A 24,298-nucleotide genomic window follows, 5' to 3' on the forward strand; every position below is an offset into this window, starting at 1 on the left:
CACCTATGCTCTACCAAACCCTCCCGAATGGTGAGATTCAGGCAGCGCCCGGCCGCACCACGCCCGTCTCGTACGCGAACACGACCGCCTGGGCCCGGTCACGCAGCCCGAGCTTCATCAGCACCCGCGCCACGTGCGTCTTGACCGTGGCCTCCCCCACGTACAACTCCTGGGCGATCTCGGCGTTGGTGATGCCGCGCGCCAGCATCTGGAGCACCTCCAGCTCGCGTGGCGTCAGCCCGTCCAGCCTGGGCGACGGCTTGGGCTCGGCCCGGCCCGCGAACGTGGCGATCACCCGGCTGGTGACCGCCGGGTCGAGCAGCGCGTCACCGGCGTGCACGACCCGGATCGCCTCGATGAGCTGCTCGGGCGGCGACACCTTGAGCAGGAAGCCGCTGGTGCCGGCGCGCAGCGCCGCGTAGAGATTCTCGTCGCTGTCGAACGTGGTCAGCGTGATGACCTTGGGCGGCGACGGCGCGTCGAGGAGCTCCCTGGCCGCCGACAGCCCGTCGAGCCGCGGCATCGAGATGTCCATCAACACGATGTCGGGCCGGGTCCGCCTGGCGACCGCGATGGCGTCGCGCCCGTCGGCCGCCTCGCCGACGACCTCCATGCCCGGCTCGCTCTCCACGATCATGCGCAGCCCGGCCCTGACCATCGCCTGGTCGTCGACGATGACGATTCGAATGCTCACATCCGGAGGCTAAACCGCGCCCCCCGCCTTTGAACACCCAGGTCAAGCCGTACACAAGTCAGTTACAAGCTCATGACAGCCGGACGCTCTGCCTGATGCGGGCCTGGGTGGCGTCGTCGCAGCTGTTCTTGGCGCAGAAGTACATCAGCAGCATCATCGGCTCGGGCCGGCGGTCGACGATGTAGGTGACGAAACCGAGCCGCACGCCGCTGTTGCGGTCGGTCAGCGAGCCGGTGTAGCGGGTGGCCGGGCTGGTGCCCGCCTGCTCGGTGACCGGGCCGCTCACGTCGATCTTGCCGGGCAGCAGGCCCTCCAGGGTCGCCCGCATCTGGACGTCGGTGGCGGTGGTGCTGAGCGTCTCGGAGAGCTGGACGTAGACGCCGACGGCGCCGTCGGGGTCGTCGGTGATGATCGGCACCACCGGGGTCCAGTCGGCGCCCGCGCCGGACACGAACAACGTCTCGAACTCGGCGACGTGCGGCGAGGCCACCGCGAAGAGGTCGCCGTGGGTCCGCACACTCCAGCCGGCCGGATGCTCGAACGACAGCGGCGCGGCCGGCGTGCTCTGGTAGCGGGTCCAGGCATCACCCCGCTGGGTCATGACCAGGAGCACGACCAGGGCCAGCGCCGCGACCGCCGCGGTGATCGTGGCGGCGATGATCGGCAGCCGCCCTGGCCGGCCGGGGCGCGCCGGGCGGCGGTGCCGCACCCCGGAGAGCTGAGTGGGCGGCGGCGCGGCCGGGTGGCCGCTGATGGCGTCGCGCAGCGCGGTGACGAACTCGGCGCAGCTCGGGTAGCGCTCCTCCGGCGACTTGGCCAGCGCGCGGTTCATCACCACGTCGACGTCGGCCGGCAGCTCCGGCCGCACCTGCGACAGCGGCGTGGGCTGCTCGGCCAGGTGCGCCCAGAGCAGCGCGATGTCGTTGTCGCGCTGAAAGGGCAGCCGCCCGGACAGCGCCTCGTAGACCACGCAGGCCAGCGCGTACTGGTCGCACCTGCCGTCGATGTGCTCCTTGTTGATCTGCTCGGGCGACATGTAGCGCGGTGTGCCGATGAACTGGTCGGTCTGCGTCAGCCCGGAGATGGACGTGCGGTGCTTGGTGATGCCGAAGTCGGTCAGGTAGACGTGATCGCCGGCCAGCAGGATGTTGGCCGGCTTCACGTCGCGGTGGATCAGGTCGTGCGCGTGCGCCGCGTCGAGCGCGGCGGCGACCTGGACGAAGATCTGGTTGGCCTGCGCGATCGGCAGCGGCCCCCGGTCGTAGATGAGGCGGCGCAGGTCGAGCCCGTCGACGTAGCGCATCGAGATGTACAGCACGCCGTCGGCGTCGGCGTTGGCCTCGTAGATCGGGATGATGTTGGGGTGCTCGATGCTGGCGACCGTCCTGGACTCCAGGATGAACCTCTGCCGGAAGCGGTCGTCGACGCTGAGCACCGGATTGAGGATCTTGAGCGCGACGCGGCGGCTCAGCCTCGGATCGAGCGCCAGGTAGACGACGGCCATGCCGCCCTTGCCGACGATGTCCTCGATGTAATATCCGGCCACCTCCTGGCCGATGAGGGATCTGTCGTTCAATTGCATCACGTCTCGCTGGGGTTACCGCAGTAGCCGCAGAACCGGTGCGCGTGCCCCAGCCGCATCCCGCACGCCGTGCAGTACTTGACGGACGGATCCTGGGACTTGACGGGCGGGTCCTGCGTGGTGAGCACCTGCTTCTGCTGGGGGATGATCGCGAAGGGCTGCGACCTGCGCACGACCACGGTCTGGTTGGACCCCTCGTCGAGCGGCGGTTGACGCTGGCCGGCCGGCGGCGGCAGGTCGGGCGGCGGCTCCTCGGGCGCGCGGCGCCGCCACAGCACGAACGCCCCGGCGCCCGCCGCCATGAACAGCACGCCGGCCACCACGATGAACGGCCACAGCGGCGTGGACCGGCTCACCGGCGCCGCCGCCTTCTTCGTGCCCTGATCCTCGGGGCCGCCCCGCTTGGCCAGTGAGTCCTTCAGCAGCGTGGCGGCCACCACATTGCCGGGATAGAGCTCCAGCACGCGCTGGAAGCCCGGCGCGGCCTCGGTGTAGTACTTGGTGTGGTAGCGGGTCAGCGCCGCCTCGAAGGCGGTGTCGATCGGGCCTCTGCGCGGCGTCACCCCGGCCTTGGTCAGAGCCGCGTTGATCTCCCTGACGCCGATCATCCTGGCGTCCTTGCCGCCGCCGATGAGCATGCCGATGATGTGGCCGTCCTTGTCGCCGATGACCGGCGCCCCGCGCAGGCCGCGGTCGGCCAGGCCGCCCAGCTTGACCGGCTCGTCCACCTTCTTGTCGGGGTCGGCGAACTGCCTGCCCTTCTCACCGGCGCCGCCGCCCTTGCCGAGGTGGGCGATCTCGACGGTCTCCTTGACCTCAGGGCCGGGCCTGCCGATGAAGCCCGCGATGTTCGTGGGCGAGCCCTGCTGGTCGGGCACCTTGTCGGCGAGCGGGGCCGTGGGCAGGCCGACGCTGCCGATGACCCGGCCCGACGTCGTCAGCACGGCGGGGCTGTCGGGCCGGGGCCCGGCCTTGACGAGCTCGGCCTTGAGTCCCTTGGGGTCGGCCGGCGAGACGTTGGGGAAGACCGTGATGTCGGTGCTGACCTCGAAGATGCAGGTGGCCTTGGCCGACTTGGGCGGGTAGCACTGCCGCAGGTGCTTGTCGAGCAGGTCGTCCTTGAGCTTGTGCCGCTCGAAGTCGGCCGGGATCTTCACGTCGTGGTGCTCGGCGAAGATCCGGTTGGCCGCGTAGACGGCCACGTCCTGTTCGTTCTTGACGACCCGGGTGAGTGTGACGATCGCTCCCTCGGGGCTGACCACGGTGCCCGTGCCCACGCCGATGGGCACGTCGTAGGACCGTTCCACGTGCACCAGGTCACCTATGTGGTCGAGCAGGGTGATCTCGACGTGCGCGGTGGCCTCGACGCGCACCACGGCCGGAGTCACCAGATCGGTGATGCCGCTGGGGTGCTCGTGCGCCGCCACGGGCAGGGCGAGCAGCACGAGTGCCACCGCGGCACCGCCGGCCAGAGCTGTGAGACGCGCCATCTCCGCTCCTCTTTCCGAGGGATAGATTCAGGGTCCCAATCACCTGCCGTAAGTCAATAGATGAACGCTAGACAAGCGCTTGCTCAGCACCTGACGTTCACAGACGGGCCACGCGATCGGCGTCGACGGCCTCGGCACGTCCGCCGGAATGGCTCCGCGCCGGACCGGCTCGGCGACGAAGAGATTGAGCACCCCCACTAGACCCCATCGCGGAAATCGTCACCGGTGTTACGCGGGTGCTCGGAAAACTTGATCCCCGGGCTCGTCACCAGGGTCGCCCACGCCGCGGGGATCTCACCGGGACGGCTCGCTCAACGCGACGCTCGATCAGTCGCGACGCTCGATCAGGTCGGCGGGGTCGAAGCTGACGGGGTACGGCTCGCGCAGGGTGACGACGCTCCCTGCCTTGTAAGCGGCGGGCGGCCGGTAGGTCTCGCCGTCGAGCTCGTAGACGTAGACGGTGGGGCCTTCGGCCAACTCGATGCGCCAGTAGACCGGAATGCCCGCCGCCGCGTACGCCTCCGTCTTGAGGAGCCGGTCGCGCGCCTGCGTGCTCGGACTGACCACTTCCACCGCGAGCCGGATGTCAGCGGGCGAGAACATGAGCCGCACCGCCTCCACCGAGGTGACCGGCACGACCGCGAGATCGGGAATATAGAAGTCCTTGTCGCTGACCCGCAGGTTGATGGTGGTCAGCGCCTCCAGATCCGGAGGGCTGGCATTCTCCAACATGATCAAGGCACGCGTGATGACACGCTGGTGTAGGGGGGTGGGGGCAGGGCTCACCAGTAGGCTCCCGTTGAAGAGCTCATAGCGATTCCCGTCATCGGGGAACTTGAGCAGGTCGTCGACAGAGAAGGGTGGCACGCCAGGAAGGACCGTGCGCCCAGTCGTCGGTTCGGTCGTCGCCAATGCGGTCACCCACCCATCGTCACGGATCACGCCCTTGCGCACATGCTACTTCCCCACATTCCCTGACTCTCTGTCATAGGGCCGCCACTCTTCGGCGCCGCGGCGGACGGCGGCGTGGACCGCGCGGGCGAGCCGGGCGCCCCAGGTCGAGCGGGGGCCCGCGAACAGCTCCTCGGTGCCGCCGGCCGATACGACGACGCAGACCGCGTCGGAGGCGGTCCCCGTGCCGGCGAAGCCCGCCTCGGCCAGCGCCTGGGTCTTGGCCTCCGTCACCGTCATGACGGCGTTGACCAGCGCGGCGTCGGTCATCGCCACCGGCAGCGTGGCCATGATGTTGATCGTGCCCACGGGCGGGGCGACGCCCAGCATCGGGGCCAGCTCCGGGTCGGCGGCGCCTTCGGGTGCGGCGGCCCACGTCGGCACGCGCAGCCCGACGGTGGCGACGGCCCGCACGCCCCCGTCCTCGGCGGTCACGTACCGGTCCACGGAGGCGGCCGTCATCATCCCCACCCCTTCACCCGGAGGCGCCAGCCCGGCCAGGTGCTCGACCGGGTCCGTCCGCGCGTAGCCGGCCACGACCTGCGCGTTCAGCACCCAGGAGCGGGGGCCGATGCCGCCGCCGAGCACGGCCGAGGAGATCGCCCGCCGGCCAGGCCCTAACTCCCACAGCAGCGATCCCAGCCGCGCGCCCTCTTCGACCCGGTAGGTGAGTTTCACGTTCCTCCTCTGACGAGATGGACGACGGGACGCCCGTCCGGGCCCGGCTCGATCTTCACGTGCGCGTCGAAGTGCGTGCCGACGAGTTCCTCGGTGAGCACGTGGGCGGGCTTGCCGGCGGCCACCGCGCGGCCCCGGGCGAGCAGCAGCAGGGTGTCGGCGTACAGGCCGGCGAGGGTCAGGTCGTGCAGTGTGGTGACGACGGTGAGGCCGTCGGCCAGGCGCAGCCGGTCGACCAGATCGAGCACCTGCTGCTGGTGGCCGAGATCCAGGGCGGTGGTGGGCTCGTCGAGCAGGAGTACGAGCGCCTGCTGGGCGAGCGCCCTGGCCAGCACCACGCGCTGCCGCTCCCCGCCGGAAAGCTCGCCCACCCGGCGGGCCGCGAAGCCGGTCAGGTCGAGCCGGTCGAGCACCGACGCGGTGATGTCCCGGTCGTGGCGGCTCTCCCTGCCGAAGTGGGAGACATACGGAGTGCGGCCCAGCAGGGCGTAGTCGAACACCGTCATGTCGGGCGGCAGCGCCGGGCTCTGGGGCGCGTAGGCGACCAGGCGGGCCCGGTCCCTGGGCCGCAGCGCGGCGGCGGGGCGGCCGTCGAGCGTCACCTCGCCCCGGTGGGCGACCAGGCCCATGACGGCCTTGACCAGGGTGGATTTGCCGGCGCCGTTCGGGCCGATGACGGCCAGCCACTCGCCGCGCCGGACGCGGAGGCCGACCTCGGTGAGCACCTCGCGCTCGCCGAGCCGTACGGACAGGGAGGTCGTCTCGATCACGTGGCGGCCTGCCGGGTCATCCGCAGCACGGCGACGAAGAACGGCGCGCCGACGAACATGGTGACGACCCCGATGGGCAGCTCGGCGGGGGCCATGACGGTGCGCGCCAGCAGGTCGGCGAGCACCAGGAAGGCGGCGCCGCCGATCAGCGAGAGCGGCAGCACGATGCGGTACGAGCCGCCCGCGAGCCGCCTGACCGCGTGCGGGATGACGATGCCGACGAAGCCGATCAGGCCGCTGGCGGCGACGGCCGCCGCGGTGGCCAGCGAGGCGGCCAGCAGGACCGCCAGCCGCACCGCGCCCGCCCGCAGGCCCAGGCCGGTGGCCTCCTCGTCGCCGACGGACAGCACGTCGAGCAGGCGGCCGTGCAGGATCAGCAGCACGGAGGACACGGCGGCGTACGGCAGGACCGTCCAGAGCTGGTCCCACCCGCCGCCGACGTCGCCCAGGATCCAGGAGTAGATCCGCTGCAGTTCCTCGACCTTCAGTTGCTGGACGAACGTCTGGATCGCGGTCAGGAACGAGGTGACCGCCACCCCGGCCAGCACGAGCGTCGCCGTGCCGCCCGCCCGGCCGGCGGTGTTGCCCAGGAGGTACGCCAGGAAGACGCCGCCGACCGCGCCCGCGAAGGCGGCCACCGGGACGCCGCCGGGCAGGCCGGGCAGCAACACGATCACCACGGTCGCGGCCAGTCCGGCGCCGGCCGCGGCGCCCAGCAGGTACGGGTCGGCCAGCGGGTTGCGGAACACGCCCTGGTAGCCGGCCCCGGCGATGGCCAGCAGCCCGCCCACCACGGCCGCGACGAGCACTCTGGGCAGGCGGAGCTCGTACAGGAGTCCCTGCTCGACGGGGGTCAGGCCGGAGTCGACCGTCACGAACGGCAGCCAGTCGAGCGCCTGCAGGACCACCTGCCACGGTGAGATGTCGGCGGCGCCGCCGAGCAGGCCGGCCAGCATGGCGCCGGCCAGCACGACGAGCGCCACGGCGACCTGGAGCGGACGGGCGCGGGACGGGCGGGCCTGGAGGGGCCCGTGTTCCGCGCCCGCCCGCGAGCCGGGCCGGGCCAGGGGCGAGCGGCTGGAGAGCACTAGCGGCCGGCCGCCTTGGCGACCGCGGCGCCGACCGTCTCGGCGAAGTCCACGACGCGCGGCCCCCAGCGGGAGGCGATGTCGTCGTCGAGCTGCACCACCTGGTCGTTCCTGATGGCGGACAGTCCCTTCCAGCCCGGCCGCTCGGCCAGCGTCGCCTTGCTCTGCCCGCAGCACTTGACGTCGGCCAGGAAGATCAGGTCGGGATCGGCCTCGGCGACGAACTCGGCTGACAGCTTGGGATAGCCGCCCGCCGGGTCCGGGGCCTTGTCGGCGATGTTGGTGAGGCCGAAGATGCCGTAGATCTGGCCGATGAAGGTGGTGGACGTCACGGCGTAGGGCGTCTGGTCGAGCTCGTGGTAGTAGGTGAGCTCGTGGTCCTTGGGCGTCTCGGCGGCCAGCTTGGCCAGTGACGCCTTCATGCCGGTCACGAGCTCGCCGGCCCGGTCCTGGTTGCCGGTGGCGGCGCCGAGGTCGGTCATCTGGTCGTAGGCGGCGTCGAGGTCGGCCGGGGCCGTCTCCAGCAGCACCGGCACGTTCACCTTGCCGAGCTGGGCGACGATCTGTTCGAGGTCGTCGGAGAGGATGACCAGGTCGGGCTTCTCGGCGACGATCGCCTCGACGTTCGGCTTGTAGCCGGACAGGGCGGTCTTCGGGGCCTGCGGCGGGTGGTTCGACTGGTCGTCGACGGCGATCACCTGGGGGCCGGCGCCGATCGCGAAGAGTGTCTCGGTGTGGACGGCCGAGAGGGAGATGATCCGCTCGGGCCGGCGCTCGATGGTGACCTTGCCGTTGGCGGCCTCGACGGTGACCGGGAATCCGGTGCCCGTGGTGTCGGTGCCCGTGGTGGCGGTGGTGGTGGGGGATGCGGCGGGGGCCGCGGACGTGCTGGCTGTCGTGCCGCTCTGACCACATCCGGTCAGGACGAGCGTTCCCAGCAGCGCGCCCGCGAAGGCCGTACGTACGGGCCTCACGAGAAGTCCTTTCACACTGTCGGAACCGAGAGACCCGCGGAATGCGACGGATCACCCTTTTCCACGAGGGTTGACGTCAGCGCAGAGGCAGGCGACCTGGCTATGACAGTTGCGGGACAGCGCCGGATTCGCACCGGACTTCGCTGCAACACTGCGCGTCGGACAAACGCTATCAATCCTCCGCATCCACCTGAAGTCAAGGGCCGCCTTCACTGACGTATCCCGTGGTCGGGCCGGCGGGTCAGGCCGCTCTCACCGCTCCACCGGCAGCCGTGGTCCTGTGCTGCGCTCTGGAGCAAGCGCTGGTCGACATCGGTCTGAAGCGGGATTGGGGCGCTTTTGGATCAGCCCGGAGGAGACTTCCGGGCCATGCACCTTCCCATGGGCTCCGTCTCGCGCCTATCACGCGTCCTGCGCCTGAGCCTCGCCGTGGCCGTCGTCTCGCTGGGCGGCGTGATGGTCTCCTCCGCGCCCGCCGCGGCGGTCAGCCATTCCACCATCGTCTCCGTGGCCCAGGGCCAGCTCAACAACGCGGCCCGCAACCACGAGTCGCCACCAACCCCCACGACGGCAACGGCAACGGCAACGACATCAAAACCCTCACCCCCATCCGCCACCGTCCGCTGACGGACGCACCGTCACGGTCGGCGAACCGCGAAAGGACCCCGGGAGCACCCGGGGTCCTTCGTGTTGTGCCCGCCGGAGGCGCCCACCGGTCACGGCGTAGGTGACCGCCGGTGGCCGGCCTGACCGAGAACCTCATGCCTCGTCACGGAAGCTGAAAAACTGTGCGGAGATTCCTTGACGACTGATCATTTGTCGTTATCGTCGAAAGCCAACGACGTCGGAGAATCTTGCTGGAGAAACTTATACGGAGTGTCATCATGCCTCCACAAAGGAGCGACCCCCCGAATGTGACCGCGATCCTCGGGATCGGGCAATCGGCCCTGACCTGAGGCGAGATCGACCACGGTTTCCCGCGGAGCCCGGAGACCGTGTGCGCCCCGTCGTCCCGCATAAAGCGACGCCACAAATCCGTGAGGAGGAATGCGGCCGCCGCGTCGAATCGCCGCGCCACAACTCGCGCCTCGTCATTCCACTGCTGCTCTCCGTGTTCTTCTCCGCCGTGTTCTTCTCCGCCGTGTTCTTCTCCGCCGTATTCTCCGCGTTCATCAGAGTGTGCCTGACGGCGGCTCGGGTGCCGGGGAGATGCCGGGCGGCGACGTCGCCCGCGCCCGTGTGGGCCGCGCCGCCGCCGATGCTGACGCCGATGCCGATGCTGACGCCGATGCCGATGCCGCCGCCGGCCGCGACGATCGGCCGATCCCTTAGGAGAACAAGATGCAGTTACGGCTCCTGGGTCCGATCGAGCTGCTGAGCGACGGCCATCAGGTCCCGCTCGGGGGAACCAAACCACGGGTGCTGTTCGCCACCCTGCTCCTGACCTCCGGCCGGGTGATCACCGTCGAGCGGCTCATCGAGGCGATCTGGCAGGACGCGCCGCCGGCCAGCGCGCGCGGGGTGCTGCAGACCTATGTCGCCTCACTGCGCCGCGCGTTCGCCGACGCGGGCCTGCCGGAGGTCATCGTCTCGCACCGGCTGGGCTACGCCGCCGAGATCCCGCCGGACAGCCTGGACAAGGACGTCTTCGAGCGGCTCGTCGACGAGGGCCGGCGGGCGGCGCGCGACGGCAGCCACCAGGAGGCGGCGCGCTCGTTCCGTACGGCCCTGGCGCTGTGGCGAGGCCCGGCCCTGGGCGGGATCGGCGACGTCTACCTGCGCGCGGAGTCGGCCAGGCTGGAGGAGCTGCGGCTGGCGGCGCTCGAGGAGCGGATCGCGGCCGATCTGGCGGCGGGTGAGGACGACGGCCTGATCGACGAGCTCAGCGAGCTCGTCACGGCCCATCCGGCGCGCGAGCGGCTGCGCCGCGACCTCATGGTCCTGCTCTATCGGGCCGGGCGGCAGGCGGACGCGCTCACTGCCTACCAGCGGGGCCGACAGGTGCTGGTCGAGGAACTGGGCATCGAACCGGGGCCGGAGCTGCGCCGCGTACACGAGGCCATCCTGCGCTCCGATCCCGCGCTGCTGCGCGTGGTGAAGGCCGCCCCGCCCCGGCAGTTGCCCGGGCCGCCCCCCGACTTCACCGCCCGAGAGGAGGAGCTCGCCGAACTGCGCGACCGGCTCACCGGGCAGGACAGCATGCCGATCTGCGTGATCTTCGGGCCGGGCGGCGTCGGCAAGTCGGCCCTGGCACTGCGCGTCTCGCACGAGATCGCGGAGCACTACCCCGACGGGCAGCTGCACGTCGAACTGCGCGGCACCACGGAGGTGCCCGCCACCCCGCAGGAGGTGCTCGGCCGGCTGTTACGCGATCTGGAGCCCGGCGCGTTGCCGCCCGGCACGCTGGAGGAGTGCGCCGCCCGCTACCGCACCCTGCTGGCCGGCCGGCGCAAGCTGATCGTGCTGGAGGACGCCGCCGCCGAACGGCAGGTCCGGCCGCTGCTGCCGGGCGCCCCTGGCTGCGGGGTGATCGTCACCTCCCGCAACCGGCTGACCGGCCTGGCCGGCGCGTCGGTGCTGGACCTGGGCCTGTTGTCCGACCATGCCGCTCTTCACCTCCTCGGGCGGGTGGCCGGGCCGGAGCGCGTCGCCGCCGACCCGGACGCGGCGGCGCGCATCGTACGGCAGTGCGGTGGCCTGCCGCTCGCGTTGCGCATCGCCGGGGCGCGGCTGGCGTCCCGCCGCCACTGGCCGGTGGCCCGGCTGGCCGACCGGCTGGCCGACGAGCAGGGCAGGCTGGACGAGCTGGCCGCCGGAGACCAGGAGGTCCGGGCCGGCATCGCCCTCAGTTACGACCTGCTGCCGCCCGAGACGCGGGCCACGCTGCGCCGCCTGGGCCTGCTCGGCCTGCCGTACATCCCGGTGTGGGTGGCGGCGGCGGCCATGGAGTCCGGCCTGGACGAGGCCGAGCAGGTGCTGGATCAACTCGTGGACGTCTCCCTCGCCGGCGTGGTGGACGCCGACGCGACCGGCCGGGCCCGCTACCGGCTGCACGACCTGATCCGGCTGTTCGCCCGGGAACGCGCGCACGGAGAGGAACCGGAGGCGGAGCGCGCGGCGATGGTGCGCCGGGTGCTCGGCGGGTGGTTGTGGTTGCTCGAACGACTCAGCGAGGCGTTGCCCAGCGGCTGGATCCCGATGCGCGCCACCGTCGGCCTCTCGCGGCCGGTGGACCCGGAGGTGGCGCGGATGGCGCTGGCCGATCCGCACGGCTGGTTCCGCGGCGAGGAGGAGTCGCTGATCGTCGCGGTGGAGCTGGCGGCGGCCATGGATCTCGACGACATCGCCGTGGGGCTGGCCTCCGCGCTGTCCTCGGTGGCCTTCGAGGGCAGCCGGTACGTCTTCGACAACCCGTTCGCCACCTGGCACCGTACGCACGAGGCGGCGCTGGCGGTGGCCCGGCGCATGGACAACGCGCCGGGTGAGGCGACCCTGCTCGCCGGCCTCGGCCACCTGCACTACGAACGTGACCGTTACGCCGAGTCCCGCGAGTACCTGGGCCAGGCGCTGTCCCTGTTCCGCTCCGCGCGGGACGCCCGCGGCGAGGCCACCACGCTCGCCACCCTCGGCGCCGCCTGCCGGGAGCAGGGTTACCTGCCCGAGGCGCTGCACTTCCTGGACCGGGCGAGCGCGCTGTGGACGGGCCTGGCCGACCCGGCGGCCCTGGCCCACGTCAGGCGGCTGACCGGCAGCGTGCATCTGGAGCGCGGCGACTACCCGGCCTGCCGGGCCGACCTGGACGCCGCGCTGTCGTTGTACCAGGAGGCGGGCAACCGCCGCGGCGAGGGGCTGGCCCTTGCGCTCGCTGTCCCTGTACCACCGGGCCCAGGGTGAGCTGGCGCGTGCGGAGGAGCACTGTGAGCGCGCGCTGGCCATCTCCCGCGATCTGGGCGACCGGCTGATCGAGGCGTACTGCATGCGTGCCCTTGGCAAGACGTGGGTGCGGCTCGGCCGGTTCGACACGGCACGCCGGGCCCTGGAGGAGGCGCTCGCCGTGTGCCGGACACTCGACGACCGCTGGGGCGAGGCGTGCACCCTGCGCGTGCTCGGCGAGCTCGACCTGGCCGAGGGGCGGCTCTACCAGGCCAGGAGCCGCCTCGGGGAGTCGCTGGAGTTGTGGGAGACGCTGCGCACCGCCCTGTTCCGCGCCCGTACGCTGCGCGACCTGGCCCTGGTGCACAAGGCGCTCGGCGAGGACGCCGCCGCCAAGACGACCTTGGACGAGGCGATGGAGATCTTCCGGCTGCACGAGGCCCGTGAGGCGCGCGAGCTCGGCGGGTGAGACTCCTGCAGCGCGGTTACAGCGCCTTTGGAGCGGCGCGGTGCATCATGTGGCGTCGGCGTCCTCAGATGGAACGCCATGAGACATCACGGAGGCCCGTATGCCGGAGATCGTGCTCCTGTCCGACGCGCGGATCGCGGAGGTGCCGGTGAAGGAGTGCGACGAACCCTTGGTGGATCTGCGTGCTCTGGAGTCCCTTCAGGTCGACCGGCGTCTCGCCGATCCCGAAGGCGCGTACGCGCGCGTCCGGCTGAGCGTGGCCGATCGCCTGGTCGCCGCGCAGACCCGGCTGCCCCGTCGACTGCGCCTGATGGTGGTGGAGGGATTCCGCCCGGCCGCCCTGCAGCACCACTACTTCGCCGGCTCCGTGGCCGCGCACCGGGCGGCCCACCCGGACTGGGACGAGCAACGGGCCCACCTGGAGGCCAGCAGGTACGTCTCGCCGCCCGAAGTGGCCCCGCACGTCTCCGGCGGCGCGGTGGACCTGACCCTGTGCACCGCCTCGGGCGTCGAGCTCCCGATGGGCACGGAGGTCAACGCCACCCCGCCGGAGAGCGACGAGGCGTGCTACACCGCCTTCCCCGGTATCTCCGCCGAGGCCCGCCGCAACCGCGACATCCTCGGTGCGGCCATGACGTCCGCCGGGTTCGTCAACTACCCGACCGAGTGGTGGCACTGGTCCTACGGCGACCGCTACTGGGCGTTCACCACGGGCGCGCGTTACGCCCGCTACGGCATGAGCGCCGGTCCCGCCCGCTGAGCCCGCCGCCGAGGAGATCCCGGGGCTCGGCCGGAAATTCTTCCAGGCGGCACTGTAGAACCCGTTTTCGCGGGCAGGAACGTCCGCTATGACCCCTCTCCTCGTCGCGGCCGTGGTAGCGCTCCTGGCCGGTGTGACTGTCGCCCTCAGTCAGAAGGCATGGCCCGTGGCGTGGCTGTGCACCGGCCTCGGCCTGGCCCTCTTGTCCGACGCCGGCGTCATCCCCGGTTAACGCCTCACGGGGGGCCGCGCGGCTCCGGGCCGCCGCCAGGACCACGCGGCCGCCCGGCTCCGGGCGGCGGCCGTGCCCGATGATGGAGGGCATGGACGAGATGTTGCTGCTGAGGCACGGCGAGACCGAGTGGAGCCGGACGGGCAGGCACACCGGCCGCACCGACGTCCCGCTGACCGCCCGCGGCGAGGACCAGGCACGGGCGCTCGCGCCGCTGGTCAAGGAGTGCGCGTTCGATCTCGTGCTGTCCTCCCCCGCGTCGCGCGCCCGCCGTACGGCGGAGCTGGCCGGATTCCCGGGGTACGAGGTCGACGCCGACCTGTGGGAGTGGGACTACGGCGGCCACGAGGGGCTGACCACGCCCGGGATCCGCGAGACGCGCCCCGGCTGGTACCTGTGGCGTGACGGCGTGCCGCCCGGCGACGCCGAGCATCCCGGCGAGAGCGCCGCCCAGGTCGGGGCCCGGGCCGACCGGGTGATCGCGCGGGCGCGGCGGGCGCCGGGCCGGGTGGCGCTGGTGGCGCACGGCCACCTGCTGCGGGTGATCGCGGCGCGCTGGCTAGGCCTGCCGCCCGAGGAGGGCCGCTTCTTCAAGCTGGAGACCGGCACCTACTCGCGGCTCGGCTTCGAGCACGCCGAGCCGGTCATCGTGACCTGGAACGCGCCGGTCAGCCACCCTTGACGCGCAGCGCCGGCTCGTGCGGGGCCCGGCTCGCCCCCCCATCTCGGCATGACAGGGATCAGATGAGCGCCTGGACGGGCCGCGGGCCCCTTCCGGTGAGCCACTCCAGCACCCGGCGGTGCCCGGAGGCGGCGTCCTCGAAGTGACCCCAGTGCCAGTAGCGCGGCTGGTCAAGGACACCGGTCACCCACGTACGGTAGGCGACCGAGTCGGTGGAGCCCCCGGAGGCCGCGGGCGCGACGCCGTAGGTGCGGATCACGACCTTGCCGCCGGGCGCGAAGAGCACGTCGTCGGCGATCGGATAGAGCGTCATCTGGTCGAGCATGAAGCCGATCATGGCCGGACGGCGAGACCGGGGAGTTACACCTCCGGCACGCCCCCGTTAAGCGGGCACGCCGGAGGTTAACTCGTCGTTACACAAGGAGACCGTCGAACTCTCCGTCCTTCACTCCGAGCACCAGGGCCCGGATCTCGTCACGGGTGTAGATCAGCGCGGGGCCGTCGGGGAAGCGCGAGTTGCGCACCGCGATCCCGCCATCAGGGAGCTTCGCGAGCTCCACGCAGTTGCCCTGAGAGTTGCTGTAGCGGCTCTTGCGCCAGGCGACCTGCTTCAGGTCGGCCGCGGGCATGCCGTTGTAGGTCTGCTTCATCTACATCTTTCTGAGAAGACCGCCGATGAGCTCGACGGTGCCCCCTGGCGTGGTGCTCTCCACGCATAACTGCTCCATAGCCGTGAGGTACGGGTCGATGTCCTCACGCTTATCCAGATACAGGGCACCCCAGAGCTGCTCAACGTAGACAACGTCCGACAAATCGGACTCGGGAAACCGCAAGATGCTGAACGCGCCCCCTTCAGCGGCGTGCATGCCGAACCTGAAGGGCATCACCTGAACGGTGATATTGGGAAGGGCAGCGACTTCCAGCAGATGCTGGAGCTGCTCGGACATGACCTCCCGCCCGCCGATGGTCCGCTTGAGGGTCGCCTCGTCGATGACCGCCCACAACCGCGGGCCGTCCTTCTGCGTGAAGCGTTCTTGCCGCTGCATGCGCAGATGCACGCGGCGCTCGATCTCCTCAGGGGAGGCATCAGGGTTGCCGAGTTGGTAGACCGCCCGCGCGTAGGCCGCCGTCTGCAGCAGACCGGGAACGAACTGCACCTCGTAGGTGCGGATCACGTTCGCGGCCTCCTCCAGCCCCACGTACGTGGTGAACCACGAGGGGAGCACGGCCGAGTACTTGTGCCACCACCCGGGGGTGTTGGCCTCGCGGACCATTTCCAGCAGGGCACGGCGCTCGGCATCGTCGACGACGCCGTACAGGGTGAGCAGGTCTTCCACGTCACGTGTCTTGAACCCGACCCGACCGAGCTCCATCCGGCTGATCTTGGACTCGGATGCCCGGATGTGGAATCCGGCCTGGTCGCGGGTGAGCTCGCTGGCCTCACGCAGACGCCGAAGGCTGGCGCCGAGCATGATGCGCCTCACGGTCGAACCAGAACCGGGCGGATCGAGGGACACGCGCTGCTCCTTGGTTGTTTCCTTGACACACAGTCTGTCACTTCACGGCCGAAAGATCATCAGCCGTAGACAAGATCCCCTTTCCCGCACTTTGACCATTTGATGGCAACCGTAGCGCCTGCAAGGACCGGCTGCACGTGCATTCGCCCTTGCACCTGCACGAGAGTTTGTCGCAGAATGATCACCGTGCAATCCACCCTGGCGCCCGGCCACTGGACCACGTTCGACTGGTGGCCCCCTGTCGGCTGGTGGCCCGAGGCGGCGCGCGACTTACTGGTCCCCGGCCCGTCCGCCAGCGCCACGTTCGTCCTGCCGCCCACGCCCTCCTCCGTGCACGCCGCCCGCTGCTTCGCGACCGCCGCGCTGGCCGGCTGGAAACTCGAGGAGCTCACCGACACCATGGAGCTGGTGGTCTCCGAGCTCGCGACCAACGCCCTGCGCCACGGGCTGCGCGAGTCCGAGCCTCCCGGCGCGCGTCCCGTGCACATGTCGCTTGTACGCCGCGGCACGCTCGTCACCAGCGCGTTCACCGATCCCGCGTCCTCGGTCCCGGTGCTGCGCTATCCGGGCCCGCTCGACACCGGCGGCCTCGGGCTGCACATCGTCGAGTCGGTCAGCCGCCGGTGGGGCTGGTCCGCGCTCGCACCTCAGGGAAAGATCGTCTGGGCAGTCCTCTGCTGACAGAGGTGATCTGCATTACCGTGGTTGGCTATGGCTCACGGTGAGTCCCGCGTGCGACCCCTGAGAGTGCTGACCGATGGATGATCACCTGCTCGGCTGGCTGCGAACACTTGACGAAGACGGGCTCGGCCGCATCCTGGCCAACCGGCCCGACGCCATCGCGGCGCCGTGGCCGCGGCGGCTCGACACCCTCGCCCAGCGGCTGGGCAACGGCTTCGCCGTGATGGAGGCCCTGCGCGGGCTGCCACTCCCCTGCCTGGAGCTGGCGCAGGCCTGCCTGGTCGTGCGCCACGCCACCCCCGAACGGCTGGCGGCCTTCCTCGGCGTGCCCGTCGAAGAGGTGACCCCCTGGCTCGCGCGCCTCTACGACCACGCGCTCGCCTGGCCCGACGCCGAGGGCGCGGTGCGCCTGGCCGAGGCGGTGTCGCGCTGGTGGGCCGCGCCGCTCGGCCTGGGCGAGCCGCTCGACCACTACCTCAACTCCTGGACGATCAGCACCGACACCCTCCGCATGCTGGCCCGCAACCTCGGCCTGGCCCCTCCCGGCAACAAGCGCCGCACGATCGCCCGGGTGAGCGAGGTGCTCGGCGATCCCGAGCGGCTGGCCGCGCTGCTGAGCCACGCCCCCGAGGGCACCCGCGAGCTGCTCGACGGTTTCGCCTGGGACGGTCCCGTCCGCGACGTCGACGGCGGCCGGTTCGTGACACCGGGCACGGCCGAGAAGTGGTCGGCCGACCACGGCCTGCTCTACCGGCCCAGCTGGCATGTGGCCGAGATGCCGCGCGAGGTCGCGCTCTGCCTGCGCGGGCCCGGCTACCATCCGCCGTTCACTCCCGAGGCCCCCGAGGTCGCCACCATCCCGATCGACCCCGAAGAGGTCGACCACCTGATGACGCTGGCGGCGCCGCACGTGGTCGAGCGGTGCGCGGCGCTGCTCGACAACACCTCCAAGGCGCCGCTGCCGCTGCTCAAGACCGGCGGTGTGGGGGTGCGCGAGGTGCGCCGCATCGCCAAGGAGACCGGCTGCGACGAGGACGAGACCCGGCTGCTGCTGGAGATCTGCGCGGTGGCCCGGCTGCTCGCCCTCGACGAGAAGTCCGGTGGCATGGTGCCGACCGAGCGCTTCGACCGCTGGCGGCTCGACGAGGGCTCGGCGCGGCTGCGGGTGCTGCTGTCGGCCTGGTGGCGCATGGAGCGCTCGTCGCTGCGCCGGATCGACGGCAAGTACGGCACCGTGCTGGGCGACGACCAGGCGGGCGCCGCCGTGGCCCGGATCCGCCGGGCCGTGCTGACCACGCTCGCCCAGCTGCCGGCCGGCACGGCCTTCGCCGACCGGGCCGGGCTCGTCCGCGACGTGCACTGGCAGGCCCCGCTGCTCGACCAGGCCCTGCTGGCCACCTGCGCCTCGGCGGTGCTCGACGAGGCCCGCCTGCTCGGGCTGCTGGCCAACGACTCGCTGACCGACCTCGGGCGGGCGCTCGCCGGGCTGGCCGCCAGCGCGGGCGACGAGAACGACGCCTCGGTGCCGCTGGTCGAGCACGATCCGCTGCTGGTGGAGGCGTCGACCCGGGCGCTGGCCAGCGTGCGCCGCAGCGCGCTGTTCGGCCCCGACCTGACCGCCGTGGTGACGGGCCCGCCGTCGACGGAGCTGGCGGCGCTGCTCGACCGGGTGGCCGAGCGCGAGTCGCGCGGCGCGGCCTCGGTGTGGAGGTTCACCACCGAGAGCGTGCGCGGCGCCCTCGACCACGGCCACGAGGCCGGAGAGCTGCTGGAGGAGCTGGCCGCGGTGGGCGCGATCCCGCAGCCGCTCGAGTACATGGTGCGCGACGTGGCCCGCCGGCACGGCGAGGTCACGGTGACCACGGTGGGCTGCGTGGTCCAGGCCTCCGACCCCACGCTGCTGGCCGAGATCGCCGGTCACCGGCGGCTGACCCGGCTCGGCCTGCGGCTGCTCGCGCCCACGGTGCTGGTGAGCTCGGCGACCGCCGAGCGCACCCTGGCGGCGCTGCGCGACAACGGCTACTCGCCGGTGCCGGTCGCCGACACGGGCGAGATCGCGATCCGCCGCACCCGCGTCGAGGAGGCGCCGAACGGCAAGCTCATCCTGCTGCCCGGCGGGCAGGTGGCCGAGCTGGCCGACTTCGCCGACCACGAGGCGCTGCGGCACGTGATCGCCGATCCGGCCCCCGACCCGCACGAGCACGCCCGCCGCCTGGTCGCCGCCGGCAAGGCGGCCGAGCACAGCGGCCGCACCTGGGCCGTCATCGGCCGGATGGCGACCCGGCTGCCGACCGCGCAGCAGTCGCTGCTCGGCTTCGTCGTCGACCGCGGTGTCCGCGCGGGCATCACGCTGACCGACGGACTGACCGCCACGATCAGCCACGGGGAGCTCAAGGACGGCGCCCTCGACGCCTGGTGCGAGGAGGCGGGCGACTACCTGGAGTTTCCCCTGGCCGAGATCATCGAGGTCAGGGGAGCTTACTAGCCTTCTTCAGGTCGGCCACGAGCTGCTCGACGAAGTCGGCGTAGCCCTGGTAGCTGAAGGGCGCCTCGGCCTTCCACGGGTAGAGCTGGCCGGCCTTGACCGCGGGCAGCTTGGCGAAGGTCGGCTTCTTCATCATCTCCGCGGGCTTGAGCGCCTGGGTGCGGGTGTCGTAGAGGATCACGTCGGCCTCGTACATGTCGGCGTTCTCCCAGCTCAGGGTCTGGAAGAAGCCGCCGTCGTCCACCTTGGACGGCGTGATGACGTTCAGCCCGTTGTCGGTGAGAAGACGGATGTCCGGGTACTCCGGCGGGTTGACGACCCACATCTGGTCGGCGCCGCCGGACATCATGAGGATCTTGAGGTCCTTGAACTGGGCCAGTTCCTTGGTCGCGGCCTCAAGGCGGGCCTTGGCCTCGGGCACGCCCTGCATGTCGGCGCCGAGCGACTTGGCGAGCTCCTCGTACCTGCCGATCACCTGTGTGGCGGTCTGGCCGGTCAGCATGATGCCGGCGGTCGGGGCGACCTGCTCGATCGTGGCCTTGGACTTCTCCGGGACGTACCAGAGGGTGCCCTTCTCGTACATGCTGCTGACCAGCAGGTCGGGCTGGAGCGCGATGTACTGCTCCACGTTGAACTCGTCCCACACGTTGCCGAGGCCGGTGACCTTGGTGATGTCGACGTTGCCCACCTGCGGGTCCTTGCTGCCGTCCGACAGCTTGTGCGGGCCGAACACCGCGACCGGGCGGACCCCGAAGTCCCACAGCGCGGCGGCGGAGCTGACCTGGGCGACGATCTTCGTGGGCGCCTTGGGCTGCTCCAGCTTCTGGCCGCGGTCGTCGGTGAACGTCCAGGAGGTGGACGCGGAGGCCGGCTGTGAGGCGGGCGTGTCACCTGTGGCCTCGCTCCCGGAGCCCGATCCGCAGGCGGCCAGCGCCAGTGCCGCCGCGACACCCGCGGCCGTCAGAAATCCCCTACGCGCCAGTCCTGGTCGCGACATCTACAGCTCCTAAGGTTAGGCTTGCCTTGCTATCAAGGCTTTAGATTAGCCTTGCCTTAATTTGACCGCTAGGGAAGGGGGTCGGGTGCGCCCGGCTGAGGATACGGAGCCGGCCGCCCCGGCGGCCCGGACCGCCGACGAGCGCGAGGCGGCGGCACCGCGCCGCGGGCGCTCGGCGGCGCTGGCCGGCGGGCTCGTGGTCGCCCTCGGCCTGCTGGTGCTCATGGCGATGGCCAGCGTCGCGCTGGGAGCCCGGTCGGTCCCCCTGTCCGTGGTGATCGACGCGCTGACCTCGCCCGACGGGTCCAGCGACCACACCGTGATCCGCGAGCTGCGCATCCCCCGCACCCTGCTCGGCATCGGGGTCGGGGCCTCGCTCGGGCTGGCCGGAGCGCTCATGCAGAGCCTGACCCGCAACCCGCTGGCCGACCCCGGGCTGCTGGGCATCAACGAGGGCGCCGCGGTGGGCGTCACGTTCGCGCTGGCGCTGCTCGGGCTGACCGACCCGGCCGTCTACGTCTGGTTCGCCTTCGGCGGGGCCGCGCTGGCGTCCGTCATCGTCTACTCGCTGGGCGCCGCCGGCCGCTCGGGCGCCGGTCCGGTACGGCTGACGCTCGCGGGCGTCGCGGTGGGCATGGTCTTCACCGCCGTGTCCTCGGCGGTCCTGCGCATGGACCCGCAGACGTTCGACCGGATGAGGTTCTGGCTGACCGGCTCGCTGGCCGCGCAGAGCGCCGACGTGCTGGTGCGGCTGGCACCCTTCATGGCCGCCGGCATCGTGCTGGGGCTGCTGCTGGCCAGGCCGCTCAACATGCTGTCGCTGGGCGACGACGCGGGCAAGGCGCTCGGCGTGGCCGTCACCCGCACCCGGGTCCTCACCGGGGTCGCGGTCACGCTGCTGTGCGGAGCGGCCACGGCCGCCGCCGGGCCGCTGTGGTTCGTGGGCCTCGCCGTCCCCCACGCGGTGCGCGCCCTGGTCGGCCAGGACCAGCGGTGGGTGCTGCCCTACTCGGCGCTCGCCGCGCCGGTGCTGCTGCTGGCCGCCGACGTGGCCGGGCGGCTCATCGCCCGGCCCGGCGAGGTGCAGGTGGGCATCATGTGCGCGATGGTCGGCGCCCCGATCTTCATCCTGCTGGCCCGGCGCAGAAGGCTGGCCGCCCTATGACCGCGCGTCCTCCCGTCCCGCCGGTGTCCGGGCGGCCCCGGGCCGTCCGCCTGGGCGACTGGTCGCTGCGGGTCGCGCCCCGTGCCCTGCTCGTCTGGGTGCTGCTCGTGCTGACCGCGTTCGCCGTGGCCGTGCTGGCCATCTCGACCGGCGAGTTCACCGTGCCCGTGCCCGACGTGCTGGCCGCGCTGTTCGGCGACGGCCCGCCCGTCGCCGAACTCATCGTGAACAAGCTGCGCGCCCCCAGGGTCCTCACCGGCCTGCTGGTCGGCGCGGCGTTCGGGCTCAGCGGTGCGATCTTCCAGAGCCTGACCAGGAACCCGCTCGGCAGCCCCGACTTCATCGGCTTCTCCGCCGGGGCCTCCACCGGCGGCATCCTCGTCGTGGTCTCCGGCGGCTCCGCCGCGCAGATCGCCGCCGGCTCGATGACCGGCTGCGTGGTGACCGCGCTGCTGGTCTACCTGGCGGCGTTCCGGCGCGGCGTGCAGGGCTACCGGCTGGTGCTCGTCGGCATCGGCGCCAACGCGCTGCTCATCGCCACCAACAACTACCTGCTGACCAGGGCCAACATCAACGACGCCGCGACCGCCGGCGCCTGGCTCACCGGCAGCCTCGGCGGGCGCGACTGGTCCTACGTCCTGCCGCTGACCGTGGCGCTGGCCGTGCTGCTGCCCGCCTGCGCGTACGTGTCCAGGCCGCTGCGGATGATCGAGATGGGCGACGACTCCGCCCGCGCCATGGGCATCCGGGTGGAGGCCGTGCGGGCGGTGGCCATCGTGGCCGGGGTGCTGCTGTGCGGCGTGGCCACGGCCGCCGCGGGCCCGGTCGCCTTCGTCGCGCTGGCCGCTCCCCAGCTGGCCCGGCGCCTGACCCGCTCCCCCGGCGTCACCATGGCCTCCTCGGCGCTCGTCGGCGCCGTCCTGCTGACGGCCGCCGACCTGGCCGCCCAGCGCGTGATCGCCCCCGCCCAACTGCCCGTCGGCGTGCTCACCGCCGCGATCGGCGGCACGTACCTCGCCCTGCTGCTGCGAAAGGACCGCCACTGATGGCCCGTTCCGAGCTCGCCGTCCCCTCGGCCACGCGCCTGTCCGGCGCCGGCCTGACCCTCGCCTACGACCAGCGCGTCGTGGCCGAGCACCTGGACGTGGCGATTCCCGACTCGTCGTTCACCGTGATCATCGGCCCCAACGCGTGCGGCAAGTCCACGCTGCTGCGCGCCCTGGCCCGGATGCTGCGGCCCAGGAAGGGCGCCGTGCACCTGGACGGCGGCCTGATCACCTCGCTGCCGTCGAAGGAGGTCGCGCGCCGGCTCGGACTGCTGCCGCAGAGCTCGATCGTGCCCGACGGCATCACCGTGGCCGACCTGGTGGGGCGCGGCCGCTACCCGCACCAGCGGCTGATGCGGCAGTGGTCGCGGGCGGACGAGACGGCCGTGGCCGAGGCGATGCGCGCCACCGACGTGGCCGTGCTGGCCGACCGGATCGTGGACGAGCTGTCGGGCGGACAGCGGCAGCGGGTGTGGCTGGCGATGGCGCTCGCCCAGGAGACGTCCATCCTGCTGCTGGACGAGCCGACGACGTTCCTCGACATCGCCCACCAGATCGAGGTGCTCGACCTGTGCGCCGAGCTGCACGAGACGGGCCGGACGATGGTGGCCGTGCTGCACGACCTCAACCAGGCGTGCCGCTACGCCACCCACCTGATCGTCATGCGCGAGGGCCGCATCGTCGCGCAGGGCGACCCGTCGGGCATCGTCACGCCGGAGCTGGTGCGCCAGGTCTTCGACCTGCGTTGCGAGATCATCCCCGACCCGCAGACCGGCACCCCGCTCATCGTCCCCGAGTCGCGCCGCCGGGTGAGGGTCGCGTCCTGACCGGCGTACCCGTCAGAGGGTCCCGCACCGGCGCACCACGAGCACGGCCAGCGCTCGGGTGACGTCGCGCAGCTCGGCCAGCGACACCTGCTCCCGGGGGGCGTGCGCGAACCGTACGTCGCCGGGCCCGTAGTGCAATGTCGGGATGCCGCCCGCCGCGTAGAGGCGCAGATCGCTCCCGTACGGCGCGGCCGTCTCCCTCGGCGACCCACCCGAGGTGTCGGCGACCGCCCGGACGACCTCGCCGAGCAGCGGATGCGCCTCCGGCAGCCGCCCGCTGGCGAACTGGCCGCCCGGCCAGGTGACGACCGGCGGGTTCTCGCGCAGCCACGGGCCGGCCGCGCCGAGCACCGCCTCCTCGAACGCCGCCCGCGCCTCGGCCGGGTCCTCGTCGAGCCGGACGCCCAGCCGCCCCTCGGCGACGAGCAGGTCGGGCACGGTGCTCGCCCAGTCGCCCGCCCGCACGGTGCCGACCTCGATCGGGTACGGCAGCGGGTTGGCGGCGAAGGCGGCCGGAACGTCACGGTTGCGTTCGGCCTCCAGCCGCCGGATCGCCTCGAACACGGGCCAGAACACCTCGATGGCGTTGACCCCCTCGTACCTGGTGGCGCCGTGCGCGGCCCGCCCGGAGATCTCCAGCCGGAACGTCAGCGCCCCCGCGTTGGCCGTGATGACGGCCCCGCTGGTCGGCTCGGTGATGACGGCGGCCTGCGCGGTGTGTCCCCTGGCGAGCGTGGCGAACGCCCCGAGCCCGCCGTCCTCCTCGCTGACCACGCAGTGCAGGGCCAGCGGCCTGGCCAGCCGCACGCCCGCCTTCCGGATCGCCCGGATCACGGCCAGGTTGGCCACCAGCCCGGCCTTCATGTCGCAGGCGCCCCGGCCGTGCAGGGTGTCGCCGATGATCCTGGCGGCGAACGGGTCGCTGCCCTCCCACTTGGCCAGGTCGCCGGTCGGCACGACGTCGACGTGCCCCTGCAGCGCCAGCGCCGGGACCCCCTCGCCCTCGCTGACGCCCACCACGCCGTAGCCCTCGGCTCTGGGCGCCTCGGTGCCGGGGAAACCGTCGCGGGCTCTCAGCTCGTCGAGGTCGAGCTTCCAGACGTCCACGTCCAGATCGGCCTCGGTCAGCAGGCGGGCGAAGGTGTGCTGAAGCTCCGACTCGGCGTCGGTGCCGGTGACGCTGGGCACTTTGACCGTCTCGGCCAGCAGGTTGACGGTGTCGGAGTCGTCGATGGCGTTGAGGACGCGGGCTTCCACCTCATGCATGGAGCACACCTTCTCATGTCCCGAACCTGGTGGTAAGTGTGCTTTGCGACACCGGTGCGCGTCGGGAGGCC

At 71.8% G+C, this 24,298-nt stretch carries 24 protein-coding genes; 11 read left to right on the plus strand and 13 right to left on the minus strand.

The window, feature by feature from the left end; translation table 11 throughout:
* Window positions 1-37: 37 nt before the first annotated feature.
* The 8 genes from IEY82_RS21750 to IEY82_RS21785 form a co-directional block, all read right to left on the minus strand.
* Window positions 38-694 (minus strand): response regulator, encoded by a 657-nt coding sequence (locus IEY82_RS21750; RefSeq protein WP_189126019.1) that lies wholly within the window; start codon window positions 692-694, stop codon window positions 38-40.
* Between the two features lie 70 nt (window positions 695-764).
* A complete protein-coding gene (locus IEY82_RS21755) occupies window positions 765-2,276 on the minus strand; it encodes a serine/threonine protein kinase (RefSeq protein WP_189126020.1) in 1,512 nt (503 codons plus the stop codon).
* Window positions 2,276-3,766 (minus strand): hypothetical protein, encoded by a 1,491-nt coding sequence (locus tag IEY82_RS21760; protein WP_189126021.1) that lies wholly within the window; start codon window positions 3,764-3,766, stop codon window positions 2,276-2,278. Before IEY82_RS21760 ends, IEY82_RS21755 begins: the two co-directional genes overlap by 1 nt.
* A gap of 327 nt (window positions 3,767-4,093) precedes the next feature.
* Window positions 4,094-4,720, minus strand: coding sequence for a Uma2 family endonuclease (locus IEY82_RS21765; protein ID WP_189126022.1), 627 nt, complete (start codon window positions 4,718-4,720; stop codon window positions 4,094-4,096).
* A 3-nt stretch (window positions 4,721-4,723) separates the two neighbouring features.
* Entirely contained in the window at window positions 4,724-5,395 is a 672-nt protein-coding gene (locus tag IEY82_RS21770; protein ID WP_189126023.1) for an adenosylcobinamide amidohydrolase, read from the minus strand.
* Entirely contained in the window at window positions 5,392-6,165 is a 774-nt protein-coding gene (locus tag IEY82_RS21775) for an ABC transporter ATP-binding protein (RefSeq protein ID WP_189126024.1), read from the minus strand. The genes IEY82_RS21770 and IEY82_RS21775 overlap by 4 nt, the downstream gene beginning before the upstream one ends.
* Entirely contained in the window at window positions 6,162-7,148 is a 987-nt protein-coding gene (locus tag IEY82_RS21780) for a FecCD family ABC transporter permease (RefSeq protein ID WP_225263595.1), read from the minus strand. The genes IEY82_RS21775 and IEY82_RS21780 overlap by 4 nt, the downstream gene beginning before the upstream one ends.
* A gap of 104 nt (window positions 7,149-7,252) precedes the next feature.
* On the minus strand, window positions 7,253-8,227 hold the full coding sequence (locus IEY82_RS21785; RefSeq protein WP_189126026.1) for an ABC transporter substrate-binding protein: 975 nt from the start codon (window positions 8,225-8,227) through the stop codon (window positions 7,253-7,255).
* A gap of 369 nt (window positions 8,228-8,596) precedes the next feature.
* On the opposite strand from IEY82_RS21785, the gene IEY82_RS21790 reads away from it, so the two are divergent.
* The 6 genes from IEY82_RS21790 (at window position 8,597) to IEY82_RS21810 (ending at window position 14,243) form a co-directional block, all read left to right on the plus strand.
* Window positions 8,597-8,854: a hypothetical protein gene (locus IEY82_RS21790; RefSeq protein ID WP_189126027.1), complete on the plus strand. Its 258-nt coding sequence runs from the start codon at window positions 8,597-8,599 to the stop codon at window positions 8,852-8,854.
* Window positions 8,855-9,224: 370 nt separating this feature from the next.
* On the plus strand, window positions 9,225-9,605 hold the full coding sequence (locus tag IEY82_RS21795) for a hypothetical protein (RefSeq protein WP_189126028.1): 381 nt from the start codon (window positions 9,225-9,227) through the stop codon (window positions 9,603-9,605).
* Window positions 9,569-12,121: an AfsR/SARP family transcriptional regulator gene (locus tag IEY82_RS21800; RefSeq protein ID WP_225263548.1), complete on the plus strand. Its 2,553-nt coding sequence runs from the start codon at window positions 9,569-9,571 to the stop codon at window positions 12,119-12,121. Before IEY82_RS21795 ends, IEY82_RS21800 begins: the two co-directional genes overlap by 37 nt.
* Complete coding sequence (locus tag IEY82_RS39275) at window positions 12,084-12,569, plus strand: tetratricopeptide repeat protein (RefSeq protein WP_225263546.1); 486 nt, start codon at window positions 12,084-12,086, stop codon at window positions 12,567-12,569. Before IEY82_RS21800 ends, IEY82_RS39275 begins: the two co-directional genes overlap by 38 nt.
* A gap of 100 nt (window positions 12,570-12,669) precedes the next feature.
* Window positions 12,670-13,329, plus strand: coding sequence for a M15 family metallopeptidase (locus IEY82_RS21805; RefSeq protein WP_189126029.1), 660 nt, complete (start codon window positions 12,670-12,672; stop codon window positions 13,327-13,329).
* A 323-nt stretch (window positions 13,330-13,652) separates the two neighbouring features.
* Window positions 13,653-14,243, plus strand: a complete 591-nt coding sequence (locus IEY82_RS21810) for a histidine phosphatase family protein (protein ID WP_189126030.1) — start codon at window positions 13,653-13,655, stop codon at window positions 14,241-14,243.
* A gap of 58 nt (window positions 14,244-14,301) precedes the next feature.
* Here the strand turns inward: IEY82_RS21810 and IEY82_RS21815 are convergent, their stop codons facing one another.
* The 3 genes from IEY82_RS21815 to IEY82_RS21825 form a co-directional block, all read right to left on the minus strand.
* A complete protein-coding gene (locus IEY82_RS21815; protein ID WP_189126031.1) occupies window positions 14,302-14,568 on the minus strand; it encodes a hypothetical protein in 267 nt (88 codons plus the stop codon).
* Window positions 14,569-14,656: 88 nt separating this feature from the next.
* Entirely contained in the window at window positions 14,657-14,893 is a 237-nt protein-coding gene (locus IEY82_RS21820) for a DUF397 domain-containing protein (RefSeq protein ID WP_189126032.1), read from the minus strand.
* Window positions 14,894-15,760: a Sco1979 family transcriptional regulator gene (locus IEY82_RS21825; RefSeq protein ID WP_494862704.1), complete on the minus strand. Its 867-nt coding sequence runs from the start codon at window positions 15,758-15,760 to the stop codon at window positions 14,894-14,896.
* Window positions 15,761-15,937: 177 nt separating this feature from the next.
* On the opposite strand from IEY82_RS21825, the gene IEY82_RS21830 reads away from it, so the two are divergent.
* Both IEY82_RS21830 and IEY82_RS21835 read left to right on the plus strand, forming a co-directional pair.
* The gene (locus IEY82_RS21830) at window positions 15,938-16,441 is read left to right on the plus strand and encodes an ATP-binding protein (RefSeq protein WP_189126033.1); all 504 of its coding nucleotides are present in this window, start codon (window positions 15,938-15,940) and stop codon (window positions 16,439-16,441) included.
* 76 nt (window positions 16,442-16,517) lie between these two features.
* Window positions 16,518-18,926, plus strand: a complete 2,409-nt coding sequence (locus tag IEY82_RS21835; RefSeq protein ID WP_189126034.1) for a helicase-associated domain-containing protein — start codon at window positions 16,518-16,520, stop codon at window positions 18,924-18,926.
* Here IEY82_RS21835 and IEY82_RS21840 read toward each other — a convergent pair.
* Window positions 18,910-19,923 carry an ABC transporter substrate-binding protein gene (locus IEY82_RS21840; protein ID WP_189126035.1) on the minus strand — a complete coding sequence of 338 codons (1,014 nt, stop codon included), beginning with the start codon at window positions 19,921-19,923 and terminating at the stop codon, window positions 18,910-18,912. The two genes, IEY82_RS21835 and IEY82_RS21840, sit on opposite strands and share 17 nt — an antisense overlap.
* 85 nt (window positions 19,924-20,008) lie before the next feature.
* On the opposite strand from IEY82_RS21840, the gene IEY82_RS21845 reads away from it, so the two are divergent.
* From IEY82_RS21845 to IEY82_RS21855, 3 genes are read left to right on the plus strand one after another with little or no spacing between them, the layout of a single operon-like run.
* Window positions 20,009-21,088, plus strand: coding sequence for a FecCD family ABC transporter permease (locus tag IEY82_RS21845; RefSeq protein ID WP_225263544.1), 1,080 nt, complete (start codon window positions 20,009-20,011; stop codon window positions 21,086-21,088).
* The gene (locus tag IEY82_RS21850) at window positions 21,085-22,134 is read left to right on the plus strand and encodes a FecCD family ABC transporter permease (RefSeq protein ID WP_189126036.1); all 1,050 of its coding nucleotides are present in this window, start codon (window positions 21,085-21,087) and stop codon (window positions 22,132-22,134) included. Before IEY82_RS21845 ends, IEY82_RS21850 begins: the two co-directional genes overlap by 4 nt.
* Window positions 22,134-22,961 carry an ABC transporter ATP-binding protein gene (locus tag IEY82_RS21855; protein ID WP_189126037.1) on the plus strand — a complete coding sequence of 276 codons (828 nt, stop codon included), beginning with the start codon at window positions 22,134-22,136 and terminating at the stop codon, window positions 22,959-22,961. The genes IEY82_RS21850 and IEY82_RS21855 overlap by 1 nt, the downstream gene beginning before the upstream one ends.
* Before the next feature lie 12 nt (window positions 22,962-22,973).
* Here the strand turns inward: IEY82_RS21855 and IEY82_RS21860 are convergent, their stop codons facing one another.
* Window positions 22,974-24,227, minus strand: a complete 1,254-nt coding sequence (locus IEY82_RS21860; protein ID WP_189126038.1) for an ArgE/DapE family deacylase — start codon at window positions 24,225-24,227, stop codon at window positions 22,974-22,976.
* Between the last annotated feature and the right edge of the window lie 71 nt (window positions 24,228-24,298).

Origin of the sequence: Nonomuraea cavernae, assembly GCF_014646355.1 — a bacterium.
Taxonomy (GTDB): Bacteria; Actinomycetota; Actinomycetes; order Streptosporangiales; family Streptosporangiaceae; genus Nonomuraea; species Nonomuraea cavernae.